This is a genomic window from Paenibacillus sp. SEL1 (genome assembly GCF_054602535.1).
Map to the genome: position 1 here is coordinate 4,767,295 of NZ_CM137723.1, position 14,549 is coordinate 4,781,843.

The following is a 14,549-nucleotide window of genomic DNA, read 5'->3' on the forward strand; positions in this document are numbered from 1 at the left end:
GTACAATGAATGCTCGGGACAGTTCTTTAAGCCTTATGGCATAAGGAATCTGTCCTGAGTTTTTTTATATTTTCGATTTATTGTACAAAACATGGAAGATTATAAGGGGGCGAACACTTGGTTCGAGATTTAATGCTATGTGCTATCGTGATATTATTGTTAGTTTTAATTTTTCAGCGTCAGCTTGTTCGTCAGACGATCACAGGTGTATTTTATGGAGTGGCAGGAATTCTGCTCTTATGTATTGGTATAAGTGATAAAACACTGCTGACCTGCTTGCTGGAGCTAGGGATTGGTCTAATGTTCATGACTTTGTTTGTGCACACTTTAATGACCGCTAAGTATACATATGGACAACGTTTGTTAAACAAAGACCGTGATCTGCTGAATTTACTTCGGGTCCAACCGGGTTTTACCTTCAGGCTGGAGAAAAGTGGTGATGAATTTTATTATAAGCTGCTTGAAGGGGAATTGCTGGAGCGCCTAGGTCTGAATCTGCAAGTCAACTACAACAAAAGGGAGCATGTGAAGCGTCTCGGGGACATATTGGAGCTTTCCTCTGAAACGATGGAGCAGCTTAGTCAATACTACAAGCAAGCCTGGTTAGGTGATCGAACCGTATTTGAATTGGAGTTTTGGGAATATTCGGCTCTCATTACCTTACATCCGGTTAAGGAGGACGGGATTACTAGGTATGTTATCGGTCACGTGTTGGATATTACAGAGTATAAAGCCTCCGAGCAGAAGAGAATGGAGATGGACGAGGCTAACCATGCGAAAAGCATTTTTTTGGCTCATATGAGTCACGAAATCCGCACCCCGCTGAATGGAATCATCGGTCTGTCAAAGCTATTGAATAAGACTGAACTGACTGCCGTTCAAAGAGATTACCTCCACAAGCTTCTTGCCTCCTCGCGTACCCTTTCATCCATGCTCAGTAACGTATTGGATTTTTCCAAAATGGAAGCCGGCAGTCTGGAACTGGAAAAGGTAGAATTTGAGCCGGAAAAAATGCTTCGGCATCTCGCAGATACCGTTGGAACTTTGCTGGAAGATAAGGAAATAGAGATCGTATTTATAACGGACCTGGCGTTACCGAAAAGGGTTAAGGGAGATCCGCTTCGAATGGAGCAGGTGCTTTCAAATCTTCTGACCAACGCCATCAAGTTTACGGATCAGGGACATGTATTGTTACAGGTGAAAATGCTCAGTCAGCAGGGCGGACGAGTAGGCGTTTCTTTTATGGTAGAAGATACGGGAATAGGAATTTCCGAGACGTGTATGGACAAGCTATTCGTCCCTTTTATCCAGGCGAGTACCTCAACCAGCCGCAGATATGGGGGCTCTGGGCTGGGTTTGGCCATCAGCAAGCATTTGGCTAAAGCTATGGGCGGGAAAGTAGAAGTGAAAAGCCGATTAGGAGAGTACAGTCAATTTTACTTTAATGTCGAGTTGGATACCGGGGAATTGAATGCGGGAAGCACACGAATAGAAAAACAAATCAAAGGCAAAGCCTTAATTGTTGCGCAGCATGAACTGGTGAGGTACAGTTTGAACGAATTACTGCAAGATTTGGGGCTAAAACCATTCACTATTTCATCCTTCCAAGAAAGTATGGACGCTTTTCAAAAGGGTGAGCATTTTGATTTTGTTATCATTGATATGGGGATGGAAGGTTTTAGAGAACTGGACTCCCGGAGGCAATGGCTTCAAATGCTGGATAGGCAGATAACTCAGATCATTGGACTTACAACCGTGTTTCAGATGGAAACCATAGCTGCTGGGGACATGGATCATAGGATCGATGCCTTTTTGTCCAAGCCTGTTACCCGGAACGCTCTGCTGGAGGTTCTCTGCTGGAAGAAGGAACAGTCAGTGCCTGCAGATGGTAATACTCTGGAGACTTATGTGACCATGAGTTCCCACAATGAGATGGGGGATACAACACAGAAGTATCAAATTCTCATAGCAGAGGATAACGAAATTAACCAGGTGGTGATTACTGAGTTTTTAGCAGAGCGTAACTTTGAGGTAACCATGGTCACAAACGGAAGAGAACTAATAGCGTTACTGGAACTGCGTTACTGGGATATGGTGTTGCTTGATCTGCATATGCCAGAGATGGATGGTTTTGAGACGGCGAGACATATTCGGAGAAACAAAGCTTTTAACAGGCTTCCCATTATCGCTTTTACCGCTGATGCTGTGCAGCATGAACAGGAAGTTTGTCTTCGTGCGGGTATTAATGCCGTGCTTCTCAAGCCTATCCATGAACTGACCGCTGTTAGAGTGTTAACTAGCTGGATTAATTTAGCGTGGCTGCAAGATTTACATGGTATTCACGCAGAGCAGGCGATAGCCGCTATGGATGGCAAGGTGTATATTTTTCAATTTGCCCTTTATAAATGGATTCAGGAATACCAGTATCTTGATAAGAGAGTTCTGAAAAAAATGGGCAATGGGCAGTTATCTTCTGCTCTTCGATTAATCCACTCGCTTAAGGGAGGAACGGGGAACCTGTGTGCGCCTGAGTTGCTGGCAAAGGTAATAGAGCTGGAAAAGGCATTGAAGCGCAGTAATGAAACCTCAACAGGTGAACTGTATTCAGACTGGAAAGAGCAACTCAGTACGGTTCAGAAGGAGATTAATCAGATCAAGTCATCACTTCCCTGGAGCTGACCGTATTATTGCATAAATTTGTAGCCGATTCCCCAGATGGTCTTGATCAATTGCGGTTTCTTGGGGTCTTTTTCGATTTTTCTGCGTAAATGGTTAATATGTACGTCCACAGCCCTCTCATTAATAAAGGAGTCTGTGCCACGGAGAGCCTGAATCAAAGCATACCTACTGAATACAATTCCCCGGTTCAAATAAAAAAGCTTCATGAGCTCAAATTCTGAATATGTTGTCTCCACATCCTGTCCGTTAACGGTAATCATTCTTTTCGCTAGATCCAAAGTAATGCCCGTTTCAGGTTCAGGTGCTCTGCCTCTTCCTTGCAAGCGTGTGATTTCAATACGACGGAAAAGAGCCTCTATCCGTGCTTTTAGCTCTTGCATACTAAAAGGCTTGCAAATATAATCATCTGCTCCCAACGTAAGTGTACGAATGCGCTCTGATATGTTGTTTTCTGTAGAAATCACGATGATGGGCACGTCCGTATGCTTGCGTATCAGTGGGCAGGGATTCATTCCATCCAAATCTGGAAGCAACAGATCCAACAAAATAATATCGGGCTGTACGATCTCAAGCCTAGCAATACCCTCAGACGCTTGTTCCACTCGAGTAACGTTGTAGTCTTCTCCTGTTAAATACAAGGAAAGGGTATCTCCCAGCATATTGTCATCTTCAATAATTAAAACATTAGACATGATCATATTTCCTTATCTTTCTATCAAATTCGAGCCAAATAGTTAGGATAGCTGCAATGTTTACAACAAGTTTTTAGCAGGTCCTGTTGATAGAGTAAACTCCTTTGGACAGTCTGTCAAAAGATCAGGTTTGTTGTGGCAATCCTGTGGACAAATAGTCCAGATGTATATCTATTTGATATGGAAATGTACTATTTTTGAGATTTATTTCTATAATACGACATTTTTCGTTTTCTTATAACAATATACTACAAGTCGTTGATGATAAATTACAAAAAATTAACAAAACACCTCAGAAACATGCATTGACTTAAATGAAAATTATGGTATTTTATTACATAGGAGTTGACATCCTCTGATAGGCCTCTTAGAGAAAAACCCACTATTTAATCTTCTACTAACTTACTCTCAATGTGCTATCTCTGTATTTAATTTTCGTACTTTAATTGTTCTTGCGATCATACTTATGATTCTTTGGTGTGGATATCCCATTGTGAATTCAGACTGTCTACTCTTTTAGATTACATATTTACATTTTTTTGCTTTCCATGCTTGTATTTTTTAAAATCAGGTCAGCGGGAGGACGAGAGATCATGAACACATTCGAAGTGCTGGAGTCCAATGTAAGATCCTATTGCAGAAGTTTTCCAGTTGTTTTCAACAAAGCTAAAAACGATGTACTGTACACGGAGGCAGGCAAGGGTTACATTGACTTTTTTGCCGGTGCAGGGGCTTTGAACTATGGGCACAATAATGATTTTATGAAAAACCGGATATTGGATTATTTAACTTCCGATCGGATTATGCATGGTCTGGATATGTACACGACGGCCAAGCAAGAGTTTATGGAGTCTTTTTCAGAGCGTATTCTCCAGCCCAAGGGCTTGAATTATAAGCTGCAATTTTGCGGACCGACCGGAACTAATGCAGTGGAAGCAGCACTGAAACTTGCACGCAAGGTGAAAAACAGAAATGGTATTTTTGCTTTTATGGGTGCGTTCCACGGGATGTCGCTGGGTAGTTTATCTATTACCAGCAACAACTCCATGCGAGAGAGCGCAGGGGTCCCCCTGAACAATGTTACCTTCATACCTTATAACAGCACATTTAACGGAATGGATACCATTTTGTATATGGAGCAGCTTTTAACAGACACCCATTCGGGTGTGGAAAAGCCTGCCGCGATCATTTTGGAAACGGTACAGGCTGAAGGCGGTATTCATATTGCAGAGACCGAATGGCTGCGTGATTTGCGACAGCTGTGCGATGATCATGATATTTTGCTCATTGTTGACGATATTCAAGTCGGTTGCGGCCGGGTTGGATCGTTCTTCTCATTCGAGCGGGCGGGAATTGTTCCTGATATGGTTGTTTTGTCCAAATCGATCAGTGGATACGGATTGCCAATGTCTCTGTTGCTACTGAAGCCAGAATTGGATATATGGAGTCCGGGTGAGCATAACGGCACCTTCCGTGGAAATCAGCTTGCTTTCGTCGGGGCAAAGGCTGCGCTGGAGTTCAGAGATACGGTAGAGCTGGAAGCACAAGTGAAGGAAAAAGAGGCTTTTGTTCAGCAGTTCTTGCGTGAACATATCCAATCGATAGATCCTCTTATTGAAATTCGTGGCATGGGATTGATCTGGGGGATTGATGTGTCTCATCTGGGAGAAGCGTTCGCCAAGGAGGTAGTGTCTCTCTGCTTTAGTAGGGGACTCATTATTGAACGTGCTGGGCGTAACGATACGGTAATTAAAATTATGCCAGCGTTAACGATAAGCTTGGAAAACTTGCGTAAGGGCTGCGAAATTATTAAAGAAAGTATGGCACAGGTAACCAGTACCTTGGTTACGATGTAAATCGATCAGTAAAGCCCCTTGGCTGGAGCTGCCGTCTGCTGTAAAGCAGGTATGGCGGGCGCCGTCCAAGGGGCTTTCTAGTAAAAAATTAAGAAATAACCGTTTGCGCGTATTTTTGTGCGGATTGCTCTAGTTGCTCATCGGTCAATACTGCAGCACCATATTGTACGAAATAAGGGAGCAATTTGACACCAATCATATGGGCTGTAGCTTCCAGAGGTCTCAACAACTCTTCGATCGTATACCTGTTCCGTCCGTCATGTTGATAATTTTCCTCAACGCTGGCAGCAGACAAGGCGATCAACAACTCTTTGCCCTGTAGCTTGCCACCTTCGCTTCCATAAGCCCAGCCGTAGGTTAGAACCTTATCCAGCCATTTTTTCAGCAGGGAAGGAGTGCTGTACCAGTAAAAAGGGAATTGCAGAACGATACGGTCATGCTGCTCTAGCAGTTTCTGCTCCTGGGCGACATTGATTTGCTCATCTGGATATACTTCATACAGGTTGTGAACGGTCACGTCGGATTGTTTCTTGAGTTCTTGCACCCATCTTTTGTTAATGCGAGATTCCGCAAGATCAGGGTGAACGACAATAACGAGGGTTGACATTTAAAAAACCATCTCCTTCGAACTTATTTAATGTAAGTAAATAACCAATACATATGTAACAATTTTAGTTTCAACTTATGGAATTGTCAACTCTATTATATTTTAAGCTCTATATTCAAAAGACTCCGGCAAGCTCATGCCGGAGTCCATCAAATGAAGTGTTTTTACATTAAGCGATATGATTAAGAGCAACAATTTTGTTTTTCCCGGAGCGCTTAGCTTGATACAGATAGTCATCTGCTTGCTGAAAAAATACATCTTTATCTTTGTTCATTTCCTCTGTATAGCTTTTCAGTCCAATGCTTACGGTTACAGAAACGAGCTGCAATTTCTCCTGAAAGGTCATTTTCTCCACTTCACGCCGGATGTTTTCGACGATCTGATAAGCTTCTTCGAAAGTATGCTCGAACATCAAAATAGCAAATTCCTCACCGCCATAGCGAGCTGCAATGTCATTTGCGGTAATCTGTTCTGTAATGATTTGCGAGATGCCTTCCAAAATTTTATCTCCGAACTGGTGTCCGTAAGTGTCATTGATCTTCTTGAAATTATCAATATCCACTAACGCCAGATGGATGATCGCGCCTTGTTCGGCATATTCGAGTGCTTTTTCATAAAAGTTTTGAAAGGACAAATGATTGTACAGCTTTGTCAAACCATCAGTCATTGACATTTTGCTGATAATCGCGTTACTGATCATTAATTCCTGTTGGGCGCGCTTTGTTTTATACAAATCCACTAACAAATCGCGGCCGCTGGCCTGAATAATGAGAGCAAGAAAGGTGGACATAATTAAAAAGGTTGGAATCGCCACGATATCAAAGTCTGACAAATAGCTGCGGAATGATTCATCTGCTGCCAGCAACAGAAAAAAGACGACCACTTGCAATACAAAGGAAAGCCATATTAAGCGACGATTGAAGAACAGAATAGAAGAGAAAATAGGCAACAAACATAGCGCAGGAATAATCCGGATATCATAATTTAGGCGAATAATCATCCAGCAAATGACGGTGCTTGCCATAAACAGGATCGCAAAAGAATACCTGTTAAATTTAAAATGGGCCAACTCTGCCAGTAAGTTGGAACCACTCATGATTAGCGTGGGAACAATAAGGGTTCCCACGTAAAATTCATAAGGCGAAGCGTGGTAATCAAGAAATAAGTAGCTGCCCAGCTGGACGATAAAATGTACAGCTATAATCATCCAATACAGTAATAACATTTTGCGTACCCAGCGGGCTTGCTTTGTTTTGTAATCCATGGTTTGAGTAAGCCGTTTTGTCTTGTTCATGATGTCACCACACTTAATGTATCTTTAGCCATTCTCGTATTATAAGATACTATGTGATGAAGTTGAAGCTAATTTTTTTGAAGGCCATGAACTTGTTAGCCTAACAACACTTTTACTTGGTGGATAGCCCCGTCCCCTGCAACCGGCAGGATATTATTCGTAAGGACGGTGCCATCTAAGGTAACTGTAACTACACCCTTGGAGACATGCTGTGGATTCGTGATATGAATCACGTAGGTATCACCGCGGAAGACACGGGTGACTGTGAATTCTTCCCAGGCTGTAGGAATGCACGGATCAATACGCAGACCATCCCATTCGGGCTGAATACCGAGAATGGATTGAGTAATAGCTATAAAGTTCCATGCCGCTGTACCCGTCAAAAGACCCAACACATGATTATATTCAAACATAAAGCCGTTCTTTCTTTAGAAAGACATTTCCTGCCTTATACAAAATGTACTTGATTTTCTCAAGCATTCTTCTGGAATTTGCAAAATATCCGAAATGGGTAAATATACCTTTTTATGCTAAAATGAAAAAGTTAGAATTTAGCAAGGCAGGAGGTTGCAAGAATGGCACCTATCACATTATTTTTCATCCCGTATGCAGGCGGATCGGCGTCGGTCAGCTTCAAATGGAAAAAGTTGCTGCTTCCGCAAATTAAGCTTGTTCCACTGGAATTAGCGGGCAGAGGTATTCGTTCTGGGGAACCGCTAAAGGAAAGCATTGAGGAGATGAGCGAGGATCTGTTGCACAAGATCAGCGAAGAGATAGCCCCGGGCGATCCTTATGCCATATACGGACACAGTATGGGGACGATGATCTCATTCGAGCTGTACTACAAGCTGGTGGCGAGTGGATATGGAAAGCCTGCTCATCTGTTCGTTTCAGGTGGACGGGCACCGCATGTCCCAAGAAATTCCCCGTGGTTACACGATCTGCCCGCAGATCAGTTCAGGACGCATTTGCAGCGGTACGGTCAGCTTTCGGAAGCGATTTTTGACAATCGGGAATTATACGACTATTTTATGCCAGTGTTAAGAGCGGATTTCAAAGCTGTCGAGTTGTATAAGTACATGGCTAAAGCCGCACCTTTACATTGTTCTATCACCGCTTTGACGGGAATGACCGATAACACGGTGACCTTACAAGATGCGGAGGCATGGGCACACCATACGGATCAGCAATTTCGTATGTTTACCTTTGAGGGAGGACACTTTTTTATTCATGATGAAGTGGAACGGATTACGCACATCATCAATGAGACCTTTGAGCAGAGTACGGTAACAAGTAGCATACAACAATAAAAATAAGAGGTGATTTTTAGTGACAGTAGGTGTATTGGCACATTTGTTTGGCAAGTTGCCTTATCGTGAATTGGCTGCAAAGGTAGGCGCAGCGGGCTTTACTCATGTTCAGCTGGCTCCGTGGAGAGCGATCAGTGATGTAGATTTTAATAAACCGGGTAAGTTCAATCCGGGATTGGCACTGTCTATCGCAGAAGAATTTCGTAAGCATGGTGTATCCATATCGGTGCTCGGGTGCTATTTACATTTTTTTATACAGGATGAGGAATTGCTGCGTGAAAATGTAGAGCGCTTCAAAGAGCTGATCCGATATGCGGGTCTGTTAGGAGCACCAATGGTTGCAGCTGAAGTCGGACGTAATGAGGACGGTACTGCCTATACGGAACGTGACTGGAGAGTTGTAAGGGAAGTAGTGCGTGAATTAGCAGATGAAGCGGAGAAGTGGGGCGTATTCGTAGGATTGGAAGCTGCAAACGATCACTTGGTCGGAACCGCCGTAGAGTTGGCTACCTTTCTGGAGGAAGTACCTTCTTCACACATCGGTGTTGTGATTGATCCGGGTAATTTGCTGAAAACGGAAAATCTGGCGCAACAGGATGAGATCATCCGCGAAGCTTTCCAACTGCTGGGCCCCCGGATTATCGCAGCGCATGCCAAAGACCGGCGGTTGTCATCGTCAGGTGAAATTGAGACGGTGCCGCCGGGTTTTGGAGACATGAACTATGGCCTCTACATGGAACTACTGGAGCAGTACAAGCCGGGGGTTCATATTATTATGGAAGCTGCTCAGGAGCATGAGATGGCTGAATCCAGACGTTATATCGAAGGTCATCGGATAGCCGCTCAGAAAGCGCAACAAGTGCAGACGAGATAGTGCATTCTTTCATATAATCAGGAATGCTTCGTTAATAATTGAGAGACTTGGAAGCGCCTCCTTTTCCAAGTCTCCGTTCCTTTATCCTTCTTTAACCTTGCACAACCGCCACGATTACAATGACCCAGCTTGCCAAAAAAGCCAACCCGCCAAGGGGAGTGATTGCTCCAAGCTTTCTCACACCGGATATACTAAGGGCATACAGACTGCCGGAAAACAGGAGAATACCCACCAGCATAACCCAACCTGCGGTTACGATGAGAGAAGAATGGACAAGGCTGTCAGCAAGAACTCCAAGCAGTAGCAAACCCAGTCCATGAGCGATTTGATATTGAATTCCTGTCTGGAATATGCTGAGCATGTCTGCGGAAAGTCTTTTTTTCAATGCATGCGCGCCGAACGCTCCCAGAGCTACGGCTAAAAACATCACGATACAACCAAGCAATAGCAAAATTTTCATGTTTTAACGCCTCCCTGTGAAATAGTACCGATTCCAATCGATTTCGTCAATTTTCCTTGTGAATCTCTAAACTTATAGAATTTTTCGACTCTCATTTGGCGCCTAGTATGATATATTTTTTCCAGGGCCAATGCGAAGCATTTGGAGCAATAGACAGCGTGTCCTCCACCTTTTTTACGGGAAAGTGAGGTGATGATGCTGTCTTTTTGTGCTGTCGTTTTTCGGAATAAAATCTTGTGTAAAGCCAAAATTGATAATGGAGAGGATGAATGCAAAAGTGATCAGCAGAAAATCCGTGTTCAGAAAATCTGTCTCTATGGTCATGTCAGCCATTTTGGTACTTCCGTTAACCTTGGGCTTATTTCAGGCAGGACCCGACCGTGCATCAGCCGCAACACCGGAATCGACACGTTTTCTACAACTATATAAACAGCTAAAGGATCCGGCTAGCGGATACTTTTCAAAAGAAGGCATCCCTTATCATTCCGTTGAAACGCTCATGAGCGAGGCTCCGGATTACGGACACTTAACGACTTCGGAAGCGTACAGCTACTGGATGTGGCTGGAAGTGCTGTATGGTCATTATACCGGGGATTGGGGGCATTTGGAATCCGCATGGGACAACATGGAGAAATATATCATTCCTGTTAATGAAGGGGACGGTAAGGAAGAGCAACCGACAATGAGTAACTATAATCCGAACAGCCCCGCCACTTATGCCGCAGAATATTCGCAGCCGGATCAGTACCCAAGCCGTCTGAGTGGTCAGTATGGTGCTGGCAAGGATCCACTGGACTCTGAGCTGAAGGCAACCTATGGCAACAACCAGACTTATCTGATGCACTGGTTGTTGGATGTGGATAATTGGTACGGCTTCGGCAATCTTCTGAATCCGTCGCATACAGCTGCCTATGTAAACACCTTCCAGCGTGGGGAACAGGAATCAGTATGGGAGGCTGTACCGCATCCATCACAAGATAATCATAAGTTTGGCAAGCCTAATGAAGGCTTTATGAGCTTGTTCACCAAGGAAAATAATGCCCCGGCACAGCAATGGCGCTACACGAATGCCACTGATGCGGATGCACGGGCAGTTCAAGCGATGTACTGGGCTAAGGAATTGGGATATGACAACTCCGTATATTTGGATAAAGCCAAAAAGATGGGAGACTTTTTGCGGTACGGCATGTACGATAAATACTTCCAGAAAAGCGGAAGCGCTTCCAATGGAAGTCCTATTGCTGGTACGGGGAAGGATGCCAGTCTTTACCTGATGGCATGGTATACGGCTTGGGGCGGCGGACTTGGCCAAAGCGGCAACTGGGCTTGGCGAATTGGTTCCAGCCATGCGCATCAGGGCTACCAAAATGTCGTCGCGGCGTATGCGTTGTCCGATCAAGATGGTGGATTAATACCGAATTCACCAACGGCGGGACAGGACTGGGCAACCTCGCTGAAGCGCCAACTGGAGTTTTATACTTGGCTGCAATCCGATGAGGGGGCCATTGCAGGCGGAGCGACGAATAGCTGGGATGGTGCCTACAAGGCTTATCCATCTGGCACAAGTACCTTTTATGGCATGGCTTATACAGGGGCTCCTGTATATAACGATCCACCGTCGAACAACTGGTTCGGGATGCAGGCTTGGCCTGTCGAGCGGGTTGCCGAGCTGTACTACATTTTAGCCAAGAAAGGGGATACTTCGTCCGAGCAGTTTAAAATGGCTAAACAAGTGACGGAAAACTGGATAGCGTGGTCCAAGAGCTATGTATTTGCCAACGAACGGCCTGTGACTGATGCACAGGGATACTATTTGGACGCTCAAGGTAAGCGTATTCTGGATGGCAAGAATCCGAAAGTGGCTACTACAGCAGCTAAAGGGGAATTCTGGCTGCCGAGCAATCTGGAATGGAGCGGAAAGCCTGAAACCTGGAGCGGATTTGCCAATCATAAAGGGAATACCAATCTCCATGTGATAACAAAGAATCCAGGGCAGGATGCCGGAGTGCTGGGCAGCTATGTTAAAGCACTTACTTTTTTTGCTGCTGGAACGAAAGCTGAAAAAGGAGACTATTCCGAGTTAGGCAAGGAAGCTAAGGATCTGTCTAAAGCTTTGCTTGATGCTGCATGGGGTTATAACGATGGTATAGGCATTACAACGAAGGAAGCGCGCGAGGATTATTATCGCTATTTCACGAAAGAAGTGTATATTCCGAGCGGCTGGAGTGGTAAGACTGGACAAGGCAACACGATCCCTGGCACCGACGCTACGGCTTCTGATCCGTCCAAAGGCGGCAATGGTACGTATTCCAGCTATAGTGACATCCGGCCTAATATCACTAAAGATCCGCAATGGTCTTATCTCAAAGATAAATACACGACTTCTTGGAACAATCAGACCAAAAAATGGGATAAAGGTGCTCCAGAATTTACGTATCATCGTTTCTGGTCCCAAGTGGATATGGCAACGGCTTATGCCGAGTATGACCGTCTCATTAACGGTAGTGGACCAACCGAGCCGACAGCTCCCAAAGCTCCGGCAAATGTGAAGGCAAATGCAGGGGACGCTCAGGTTACACTGACCTGGAGCAAAGCGACGGGTGCCGATAGCTATACGGTCAAGCGCTCGACAACCAGTGGTGGCCCTTATACCACAGTAGCAACCGTAACAGACAGCACTTACAAGGATACAGGAGTGGTGAATGAAACCACTTATTATTATGTGGCAAATGCAACAAATTCTTTAGGAACCAGCCCAGATTCTGCCGAGGTCAGTGCCAAGCCTACGGCAGCACCCATTCCAGCAACGGGAGATGTGATTGCACAATATCGCGTGGGCGACACCAACCCGGGAGATAACCAGATTCGGCCACTGTTCCGTGTAGTAAACAAGGGTAAAGAGGCAGTTGATCTGAAAAATGTCAAGCTGCGATACTACTACACCGTAGATGGCGACAAGCCACAGGAATTCCATTGTGACTATGTACAGTTGGGCAGTAGTAACGTTCAGGGACGTTTTGTGAAACTGGATAAGGCCGTTACAGGCGCAGATTATTATCTGGAAATCTCCTTTGGAGCTGGTGCGGGAAGTCTGGCAGCAGGGGAAAATACAGGAGATATTCAAATTCGCATGAACAAGACGGACTGGAGTAACTATAACGAAAGTGATGATTTTTCCTATGATCCAACCAAGACATCTTATATGGATTGGGACAAAGCACCTTTGTATATAAACGACAAACGTGTCTGGGGTCTGGAGCCTTGATTGTGAACTGATTGTGGAAAATGCGGGCGGAACGTGAGAGCACTGAATTCACTTCCGTCCATTTTTTTGTGATCGGATTCGTGGTACACTATGATCGTTACATCACTACATACATGACCGAGGTGACCTGAGACATGAATGACAATTTGGCACAGGCTCTGAATGAGCAAATGAACTTTGAATTTTACTCCGCTCACGTATATCTGGCGATGGCTGCTTATTGCTCCAGTGAAAGTCTGGATGGGTTTGCAAACTTCTTCCTGGTACAAGCTGAGGAGGAACGGTTTCATGCCATGAAACTGTATAAATACATTAATGACCGTAGAGGACGCGCCACTTTGGCTGCATTGCCGGAGCCGAAAAATAGCTACGATTCCATGCTGGACGTATTTGAGCATGGCTACAAGCATGAGCAGCAAAACACGCAAAAATTTTATCATCTGGCTGACTTGGCCCTCGATGGACGTGAGCATGCAACGATCCATTTCCTGAAATGGTTTATTGATGAGCAAGTCGAAGAGGAAGCTCTGTTCGACAGTGTTATCCAGAAGCTTAAGCGCATTGAAAGAGACAGCAACGCCTTTTATATGCTGGACAGCGAGTTTGCCAAACGCAGCTTTACTGCCCCTGCGGAGTAGTACAGCATACATGGTTTGTTTTGAATGCCGGAGCTAAGACCAGCATTTTATTCGTCTAGAAAGTAGAGGAGCCCGATTTTCGGGCTTTTTTGCGTTGACTTTAATGAACGAATTCCCATCTTTCTAGGGGCTATTGTTATTTTAAATGGAGTTATAGAAAAAATTAATTTGTCGCTGAATGGTGAGCATGCTACAGTTATGTTAACTTTTATATCTTATTAAATAGATGGGAATAGTTATATAGTGGTTCACTCGTTTTATAAAAACATTAGAAGGAGGCGGGTTAGTATGAGTGAAATCTATCGTCTGGCACTCCAGGAGGACGCAGAAAGATTGCAGTATGTGACGTATGAGGCGTATGAAACAATTCGGCAGTTGGAGCTTCGATGGCCTGCCGCTCAGGCAGACGTTGCTCTCATTCAAGAAAACATTAAAAATAATGATTGCTATGTGCTGGAAGTAGACGGTGTTATTCAGGCTACCGTTAGCCATCTCAAAAATAGAGCCCTTAATTTTATAACCGATCTACCGTTTGTGATGTGGTTTGCTGTAGACCCGGCTGCCCAGGGCAAAGGATATGGGAAAAAACTGCTGAATTGGGTAGAGCAAACGATTATTCGTGACAAGGTCGGTGCTCCTGCTGTGACACTGGCGACTGCGGAAAAGCATCCCTATTTGCTATCCATGTACGAGCGTTGGGGATATGAACGTATCCATGCTTTTGACCATGGAACAGGGGACGGGACGATGCATTTACTGCGTAAAGTGGTGAATCCTGAATTATTCTCCACCTACATTCGTGAAAAAAATGAAGCCGAGACAGCCAATCGAAATTAGACGCGATCATAGGGAACGAAGAAGCCGATTCGTTCGC

General features: G+C 44.6%; 11 protein-coding genes and 1 pseudogene. 7 read left to right on the plus strand and 5 right to left on the minus strand.

What is annotated here, in order from left to right:
- Nucleotides 1–117 precede the first annotated feature (117 nt).
- Entirely contained in the window at nucleotides 118–2,679 is a 2,562-nt protein-coding gene (locus ACYCSE_RS21940; RefSeq protein ID WP_459699895.1) for a hybrid sensor histidine kinase/response regulator, read from the plus strand.
- Between the two features lie 5 nt (nucleotides 2,680–2,684).
- On the opposite strand, the gene ACYCSE_RS21945 is transcribed toward ACYCSE_RS21940, so the two are convergent.
- Nucleotides 2,685–3,371, minus strand: coding sequence for a response regulator transcription factor (locus ACYCSE_RS21945; protein ID WP_254327414.1), 687 nt, complete (start codon nucleotides 3,369–3,371; stop codon nucleotides 2,685–2,687).
- Nucleotides 3,372–3,964: 593 nt separating this feature from the next.
- Here ACYCSE_RS21945 and ectB point away from each other — a divergent pair.
- On the plus strand, nucleotides 3,965–5,227 hold the full coding sequence (gene ectB, locus ACYCSE_RS21950) for a diaminobutyrate--2-oxoglutarate transaminase (protein ID WP_459699897.1): 1,263 nt from the start codon (nucleotides 3,965–3,967) through the stop codon (nucleotides 5,225–5,227).
- An 88-nt stretch (nucleotides 5,228–5,315) separates the two neighbouring features.
- On the opposite strand, the gene ACYCSE_RS21955 is transcribed toward ectB, so the two are convergent.
- The 3 genes and pseudogenes from ACYCSE_RS21955 to ACYCSE_RS21965 form a co-directional block, all read right to left on the minus strand.
- Nucleotides 5,316–5,834: an NAD(P)H-dependent oxidoreductase gene (locus ACYCSE_RS21955; protein ID WP_459699899.1), complete on the minus strand. Its 519-nt coding sequence runs from the start codon at nucleotides 5,832–5,834 to the stop codon at nucleotides 5,316–5,318.
- Between the two features lie 169 nt (nucleotides 5,835–6,003).
- Nucleotides 6,004–7,128, minus strand: a complete 1,125-nt coding sequence (locus ACYCSE_RS21960; protein WP_061831658.1) for a GGDEF domain-containing protein — start codon at nucleotides 7,126–7,128, stop codon at nucleotides 6,004–6,006.
- A gap of 95 nt (nucleotides 7,129–7,223) precedes the next feature.
- A pseudogene (locus ACYCSE_RS21965) lies at nucleotides 7,224–7,511 on the minus strand (glycosyl transferase); the annotation flags it as partial.
- Nucleotides 7,512–7,703: 192 nt separating this feature from the next.
- On the opposite strand from ACYCSE_RS21965, the gene ACYCSE_RS21970 reads away from it, so the two are divergent.
- Both ACYCSE_RS21970 and ACYCSE_RS21975 read left to right on the plus strand, forming a co-directional pair.
- Complete coding sequence (locus ACYCSE_RS21970) at nucleotides 7,704–8,438, plus strand: thioesterase II family protein (RefSeq protein WP_250268270.1); 735 nt, start codon at nucleotides 7,704–7,706, stop codon at nucleotides 8,436–8,438.
- A gap of 19 nt (nucleotides 8,439–8,457) precedes the next feature.
- Entirely contained in the window at nucleotides 8,458–9,312 is an 855-nt protein-coding gene (locus ACYCSE_RS21975) for a sugar phosphate isomerase/epimerase family protein (RefSeq protein WP_061831661.1), read from the plus strand.
- A gap of 91 nt (nucleotides 9,313–9,403) precedes the next feature.
- Here ACYCSE_RS21975 and ACYCSE_RS21980 read toward each other — a convergent pair whose 3' ends face one another.
- Nucleotides 9,404–9,772 carry a DUF423 domain-containing protein gene (locus ACYCSE_RS21980; RefSeq protein WP_061831662.1) on the minus strand — a complete coding sequence of 123 codons (369 nt, stop codon included), beginning with the start codon at nucleotides 9,770–9,772 and terminating at the stop codon, nucleotides 9,404–9,406.
- Between the two features lie 316 nt (nucleotides 9,773–10,088).
- Here ACYCSE_RS21980 and ACYCSE_RS21985 point away from each other — a divergent pair, with 316 nt between their 5' ends.
- The 3 genes from ACYCSE_RS21985 to ACYCSE_RS21995 all read left to right on the plus strand — a co-directional run bounded on the left by ACYCSE_RS21985 (nucleotide 10,089) and on the right by ACYCSE_RS21995 (nucleotide 14,512).
- Nucleotides 10,089–13,037: a glycoside hydrolase family 48 protein gene (locus tag ACYCSE_RS21985; RefSeq protein ID WP_459702558.1), complete on the plus strand. Its 2,949-nt coding sequence runs from the start codon at nucleotides 10,089–10,091 to the stop codon at nucleotides 13,035–13,037.
- A 134-nt stretch (nucleotides 13,038–13,171) separates the two neighbouring features.
- Nucleotides 13,172–13,675, plus strand: a complete 504-nt coding sequence (locus ACYCSE_RS21990) for a ferritin (RefSeq protein ID WP_013310291.1) — start codon at nucleotides 13,172–13,174, stop codon at nucleotides 13,673–13,675.
- Between the two features lie 288 nt (nucleotides 13,676–13,963).
- Nucleotides 13,964–14,512, plus strand: a complete 549-nt coding sequence (locus ACYCSE_RS21995; protein ID WP_023988541.1) for a GNAT family N-acetyltransferase — start codon at nucleotides 13,964–13,966, stop codon at nucleotides 14,510–14,512.
- Nucleotides 14,513–14,549 lie beyond the last annotated feature (37 nt).